The organism is Clostridium sp. AM34-11AC (assembly GCF_003435375.1).
GTDB lineage: Bacteria > Bacillota > Clostridia > Lachnospirales > Lachnospiraceae > Pilosibacter > Pilosibacter fragilis.
Genome location: NZ_QWGL01000062.1, coordinates 1 through 5,787, shown reverse-complemented (window position 1 = coordinate 5,787; position 5,787 = coordinate 1). Strand labels below are relative to the sequence as shown.

The window sequence follows — 5,787 nt, the reverse complement described above, 5'->3', positions numbered from 1 at the left end:
AACAAAAGAATCTATTCCCAAAGTGCATTTATTTTATCTGGCAATAATTCTATCTCTGTCCCAAGCACAGCAACATCATCTTCATCTATTAGCACTGGTACATTAAAGTAGTTTCCCTTATTATCAATTCCATAAAGTTCACCACCACCATTTGAACCAATAATAATGTGATCCGGCAGAAATACTTCAATTTCATAATCATCATTTATTTCTTGTAATTCTTCTAACCGATATAATATAAGCCATGTTTCACCAATATCGCCTTGGCCACCATTGTGTTTTTTCATAAATTCTATGTAATCGTTTGGTAATACCACATCATTTATTTTCTCGATAATTTCTCCAACATAAGGCGTATTAAATTCAAACATTCCCCATTTTTCCATATCATTCACCTCGCCGTAAAATTCAAATTCGTCTCTCCGTTAAACACACCGGCTTACTGAAACTTGTCGCTTTGTTTCTGTTTAGATTGCATTTGACATAAGAACGAAATTATTCAATCGTTTTAGATATTCTGCATTCGCCAATCAGACAATCCAACATATCTTCTACGCCAATTCCACACAGTTCGCAGCATCCATTTGTAAAACAATAAAATTCATTCGTGATGGTCATCACTAAAAACAGCTCATTTGTGCAACACATTCCCAACGGATAAGTTGTTGTATTAATATCATACTCATCTAACAAATTTTCAAAATATTCCGCATCTAAATTTATTCCAATAGCTTCCAACGGATTGAAATCGACATCTCTAAACCATTTCAAATTCTCAATATGGAGCAATCCAAATTCCTCAAGAAAAGCTTCTACATTTGCTGGCATCTCCAATCCAATTTCTCTATATCTCTTTTTGAAAGCAGAAATATCAATTTTACGTCCACATTTCCATCCAGCTGCCTTTAGCCGTTGTAAGGTAGTAGTTTCCATACAATTCTCCTTCCCAATACAATAAGCAACTTCAAATAAACGCGTGCTTTTATAGCTCGCCTCTCAAACGTGCTTCTATATCAGATGCCGTGTATAACACATCCGTTACAATTACCCTTTCGTCACGGATTGTGTAAAACACTGAATAATTATCGACGAGCATTCTACGCAACTCCATTCTCTTTTCCGGCTCAGAATCCATAATCCTAAATCGTTCCGGGAAAGTGTCTAATGTAAGTATTTCATCAGCAATGCGATTATATTGCCCCATTGCATTATCCGGAGCAAGCAAATCTATAGCAATATAATTGTATATATCTTCCATATCCTGCAAAGCTTCTTTTGTAATCTCTACCTTATATTGCTTCATTAATGCCTCTCTCTAAATGCCACAAACGCACTAGCTGCATCCTCAACATTTCCTTTCTCTATATCGGCATATCCTTTTTCTAACTTTTGATGAATCTGTGTAACAGACATCATATCTGCATTCACTGAATTAGCTGCTTTTGGTAATACAATAGAAAAGGGAATTCCTCCTACTAATGATATTTGTTTTAAATACATATCTATAGCAGTAGCCATTGGTATCCCTAATTGTGCCAATACACTTTCTGCATTTTCTTTTACATCTGGATTTACTCTTATATTTAATGTTGCTGTTTTTCCCATAGAATACACCTCCATCTTTCTTTTATTGTAACGTCTTTTGCGTTACAAGTCAATCTATGAAATATATTTTCGATGCGATAGCTTCACATTGTTTTGATTAACCATTGCATATCTGAGCGTTGTATCTATTTGCTCATGTCCCAGAATTTTCTGTACCTGTTCAATCGGCATACCTTTCTCAATTGCTCTGGTGGCCATAGTCCTTCTGAACTTATGTGGGTGTACCTTTTCTACACCTAACTTCTTCCCCATTTCTCGTAATCGTAACTCCACACCGCTTTCAGTAAGTCTACTGTGTGGTTTGTTTAACGACACAAATAACGCTATATTATTATCTGTCCTTGATTCAATATAATTCAACAAATGAATTTTGGTCTTAGCATCAAAATATGCTTTCCTCTCTTTGTCTCCTTTGCCATAAACCACGCATTCCCGCTCAGAGAAATCTATATCATCAATGTTCAGCCTTACCAATTCGCCTACTCTAATTCCTGTTGAAAGCAGAAAATCAATCATTGCCCTATCACGCAGATTATTACAATTATCTCTAAGAATTTCTATTTTCTCATCCGGAATGGTATCTTTTACAATAACGGCAGTCTTTACCTTATGAATTCTTTTCATTGGGCTTTTTATAATATAATCCTCTTCCTCTAGCCACGAAAAAAATGTGGAAAGACTTCTACGAATATTATTAATAGTTACCTTTCCACAATTATTTATCGTTTGATACTCTACAAGATATTTTCGTAGCATCTCGGTCGTTATCTTTATGACCGGAATATTTCTGGATGACCTCCCATTCATGCCGCCAGATTTCACAATACTTCTGGTCGTTCCAGTCAACCGTATCCTCCTTGTGGCTTTTCCACCTGCCGGATGGCAGCTTTATCCGTTCCCCGTTTTCATCAAGGTCATAAACCTTACGGCTCTTGGGAAGCCATTTCCCATGTTCGTCCATTGCCCTTCAGTCAACCGTATCCTCCTTGTGGCTTTTCCACCTGCCGGACGGAAGTTTTATCCGTTCTCCGCTTTCATCAAGGTCATAAACCTTGCGGCTCTTGGGAAGCCATTTTCCATGTTCGTCCATTGCTCTCATAGTCAGCAGGACATGGGCGTGGGGATTGGGTCCCGGCGGATGGGGGTCATGGATTGCAAAATCAGCAATCATGCCTTTGGAAACAAACTGCTGCTGGCAAAACTCCCGGACAAGGACAGCGTACTGTTCGGGCGGTATCTCTCTGGGGATGGTAAGCACCCACCGCCTTGCAAGCTGGGAGTTCCATTGCTTCTCCACCGCTTCGGCGGCATTCCATAAGGTATTGCGGTCTGCATACTCCGGCGGGGCATTTGCCGGGAGCAGGATTTCATTGTGGACGATGCCACGCTTTTCCGGGTAGTGCTTCACTTGCTGGTCATATTCACAGAACAGCTTTTCGCCACTCTGGTAAGCAGCGGCGGCAACCGCAGACTGCCGCTGGCTGCGCTGAACAATCGTGATTTCGTTGTGTGGACAGGGCATTTCGTGTCCCTCCTTTCGGTAGTTGGTGGATGGTGTGGCGTTTTACCACCTCATTTTGGGCAGAAAAAAAGCAGGAGACCTTTTTTCAGATTTCCTGCTCGGTGTGCCGCTGTGAGGGCGGCGGATATTTAGTTGTAAAAGTTCGGGACAAGTTGACCCGATGGGTAGATGGTACACTTAAAAATTATGGTTCTCTTGTCATTAGCTCATTAGCATAATGATTAAGAGCTTCACAAGGTTCATATTTGCATTTATAACCAATACCGTCAATTATAATAAATGGATTGTATGCTATAATCTCCACTTGAGAACCATCTGCCAAAGACAGAGTGAAAATAACTGCTTGTCCGGCATATTCTGTATATGAGTTGTCCTTATTGTAAATAACTACCTCATTGAGATATGATACTAATTCCTCTGTTTCTACTATCTGAATTGTTGTATCAGGTGGCGATAACCGAACACTTGCCGAAGTAATATCTGCTGCCTCTAAATCTTTGAATGGTCTATGAGCAGAAAACAAAAGAAAGCTAATACCTATACCGATTAAACATATCAGTGCAATTAACAAAAACTTTTTATGCTTCATTTGATTCTCCTTTACACACTACTATGAAATTTCTTTTTCATCATCTCTTGGTGGTCGGACATAACATAACATTTCTTTTTCACAAGCACCAAATTTTGAGAAATTGGATTTCGCTTCTTTTAGCGTTATTCCATGATTAGAGTCACTTGGTTCGTTATCAGAAGCAATGAACGGGTCATTCTCCCAAAAACAAACGGGACAGATATACCCACAATCTTCATTTGCCGGAACATTGTAGGTAAAATATCCACAACAAGGACATTGATATTTCATCATTTCGTGTTTTTAGCTCCCCCTTATAATTTCATATTTGAATATAAGCAAATTATCAAAAATATCATTCCTAAAATCGCAAGACTTTCGCATATAGAAACTATTTTGAAATTCCTCAAACTCATTTTTCCTTTTTTATATTCGTCATAACACAAATAAATTGTAATCGCTGCAAATACAATCGTTATAATCTCGATAACCGGCATCTATATCCCTTCCTAAAATTGATTTGTCGCTCGTCATGCAATCTGAAAGTTATTATTTCAAAATAAAGGGAAGTATTATCATGACAACTCCTAATAGAGCAAATAAAATACCGCCAATTTTTGTGGTTTTCAGATATAACTCAGATGGCTCATCTGCTCGATAAGATTTCCATGCTTCTGTTAATTTCCACACTAAATCTGGCTTCAAAAAAATAAACATACCTAAAACAAAAATTATAACTCCACCACTAATAGACCATAACATAGGCGTCCCTCCCGTTATTCAAGTCCAGTTTGTTATTGATTTCATTATACTTTATTACCTATCGAAAAGATAGCGTATTTTATGAAACTTGTCAGATGGGAACAGCTTGCAGCGCAAGGTGTCCCCAGATGGCAAGTCCACAAAAGGGTAGCTGGCGGTAGCCAGCGCAGGGGTGCAAAACGTCCAGTGGACGTTTGCCCTGCACCGACCGAAGCGGAGCGGAGACGGCGTAGCGTCCCCTGTATGATTTGGAGCAGACCATGACTGCGGAAAATCACAGCCCTCCGGCGAGGAGCCTTCGGAGAACGCAATGCACCATCCTCTGGGTGGTGTATAATTGCGCCCTTAGTAAACTAAGGGGTTTCCGGCTTCTCCCGTTCCAGCAGTTTTTTCAATAGTTCCTGCGTGTCCTGCCTGTGAAAAATGAGTTTCAACAACAGCATGACATCATCATCTGTCAGGCGTTCCGGCTCTTGCAGAAAACTTTCCAGCATACCGCCACGGGTACAGAGCCGGTGCGTCCGTTCCTTTCGGGTAAGCTGCTTTAACTGGTGCTGCAATGCCTTTTCATCATTGATTGCTTTCCGCAGTTTCTTTTCGCTTTTCTCCAGCTCCCGGTTTAGCTTTTCCAGCTTTGAGGTATCAGGCAAGGGCAGCGTCCTCCTTTCCTGGTATCAGCACATAAATCCTGTTTGGTTCTCCAACGCCCTGACGCACCCGCATGATAAGTCCGGCTGTTTCCAGTTCATTCAGAGAACGCTTGACTGTCATGGGGCTGCGGGACAGGACTGCGGCAATGGCTGTAACAGGGAAGCAGACAAACAGGATTCCGTTTTCGTCCTCCTGACCTTTGGAAAGCATAGCGTCCAGCATCCGGCAGTACATGACCTTTGCGGTGCTGCTGACTGGAAATCCTGTCAACGCTCTGGGAAATGGCATACAGGGCGGCAAGGGTGTGTCTATCGTCATAAATTCAAAATTCATTCGGTGTGTTCCTCCTTTTTCTTTGCTCGTTTGGATAAATAACGGGGGCAGTCAACCACAACCGCCCGGAAGCTCTGCTTGCACCCATGCTGGCATTTCCGGCATAATTCGTTGTAAGTGACACGCCCCCGGTCATTGAGGTAAAAGGAAAGCTCATGCTTCCTCTTTTTGCTCATTCTCGGCATATTGTGTTTCCTCCCGTTTTAGTGTATGGTTTCGGGGCGATTTTCGGCAAAATTACAGCCATAGGCTGCTTAAAATCTCCCGAAGTATCAGCGATAGGGTAGACTGTCCCCCTATCAGATTGTCGTGTTTCGGTATCATTTCGGTGTCAGTTCGCCAG

Annotated in this window: 11 protein-coding genes and 1 pseudogene; all 12 read right to left on the bottom strand. The window is 41.1% G+C overall.

The features are described from left to right. Positions 1–11 precede the first annotated feature (11 nt). The gene (locus tag DW826_RS17280; protein WP_117553305.1) at positions 12–386 is read right to left on the bottom strand and encodes an SMI1/KNR4 family protein; all 375 of its coding nucleotides are present in this window, start codon (positions 384–386) and stop codon (positions 12–14) included. Positions 387–495: 109 nt separating this feature from the next. Continuing rightward, entirely contained in the window at positions 496–933 is a 438-nt protein-coding gene (locus tag DW826_RS17275; protein ID WP_015553869.1) for an SUKH-3 domain-containing protein, read from the bottom strand. Positions 934–982: 49 nt separating this feature from the next. Beyond that, on the bottom strand, positions 983–1,303 hold the full coding sequence (locus DW826_RS17270) for a type II toxin-antitoxin system RelE/ParE family toxin (protein ID WP_015553868.1): 321 nt from the start codon (positions 1,301–1,303) through the stop codon (positions 983–985). After that, on the bottom strand, positions 1,303–1,605 hold the full coding sequence (locus DW826_RS17265; RefSeq protein WP_015553867.1) for a type II toxin-antitoxin system RelB/DinJ family antitoxin: 303 nt from the start codon (positions 1,603–1,605) through the stop codon (positions 1,303–1,305). The genes DW826_RS17270 and DW826_RS17265 overlap by 1 nt, the downstream gene beginning before the upstream one ends. 54 nt (positions 1,606–1,659) lie before the next feature. Continuing rightward, positions 1,660–2,412: a tyrosine-type recombinase/integrase gene (locus DW826_RS17260; protein WP_242994143.1), complete on the bottom strand. Its 753-nt coding sequence runs from the start codon at positions 2,410–2,412 to the stop codon at positions 1,660–1,662. Between the two features lies 1 nt (position 2,413). Further along, positions 2,414–3,127, bottom strand: a pseudogene (gene mobQ, locus DW826_RS17250) (MobQ family relaxase); the annotation flags it as partial. 184 nt (positions 3,128–3,311) lie between these two features. Further along, entirely contained in the window at positions 3,312–3,716 is a 405-nt protein-coding gene (locus tag DW826_RS17245) for a hypothetical protein (protein WP_002594806.1), read from the bottom strand. A gap of 21 nt (positions 3,717–3,737) precedes the next feature. After that, positions 3,738–3,992 carry a CPCC family cysteine-rich protein gene (locus DW826_RS17240; protein WP_073929945.1) on the bottom strand — a complete coding sequence of 85 codons (255 nt, stop codon included), beginning with the start codon at positions 3,990–3,992 and terminating at the stop codon, positions 3,738–3,740. 255 nt (positions 3,993–4,247) lie between these two features. Continuing rightward, a complete protein-coding gene (locus DW826_RS17230; protein WP_055302366.1) occupies positions 4,248–4,460 on the bottom strand; it encodes a DUF6199 family natural product biosynthesis protein in 213 nt (70 codons plus the stop codon). A 353-nt stretch (positions 4,461–4,813) separates the two neighbouring features. Next, on the bottom strand, positions 4,814–5,110 hold the full coding sequence (locus DW826_RS17220) for a DUF3847 domain-containing protein (RefSeq protein WP_002594808.1): 297 nt from the start codon (positions 5,108–5,110) through the stop codon (positions 4,814–4,816). Beyond that, a complete protein-coding gene (locus DW826_RS17215; RefSeq protein ID WP_003020305.1) occupies positions 5,103–5,444 on the bottom strand; it encodes a DeoR family transcriptional regulator in 342 nt (113 codons plus the stop codon). Before DW826_RS17215 ends, DW826_RS17220 begins: the two co-directional genes overlap by 8 nt. Then, positions 5,441–5,629 carry a hypothetical protein gene (locus DW826_RS17210; RefSeq protein ID WP_025544156.1) on the bottom strand — a complete coding sequence of 63 codons (189 nt, stop codon included), beginning with the start codon at positions 5,627–5,629 and terminating at the stop codon, positions 5,441–5,443. The genes DW826_RS17215 and DW826_RS17210 overlap by 4 nt, the downstream gene beginning before the upstream one ends. Between the last annotated feature and the right edge of the window lie 158 nt (positions 5,630–5,787).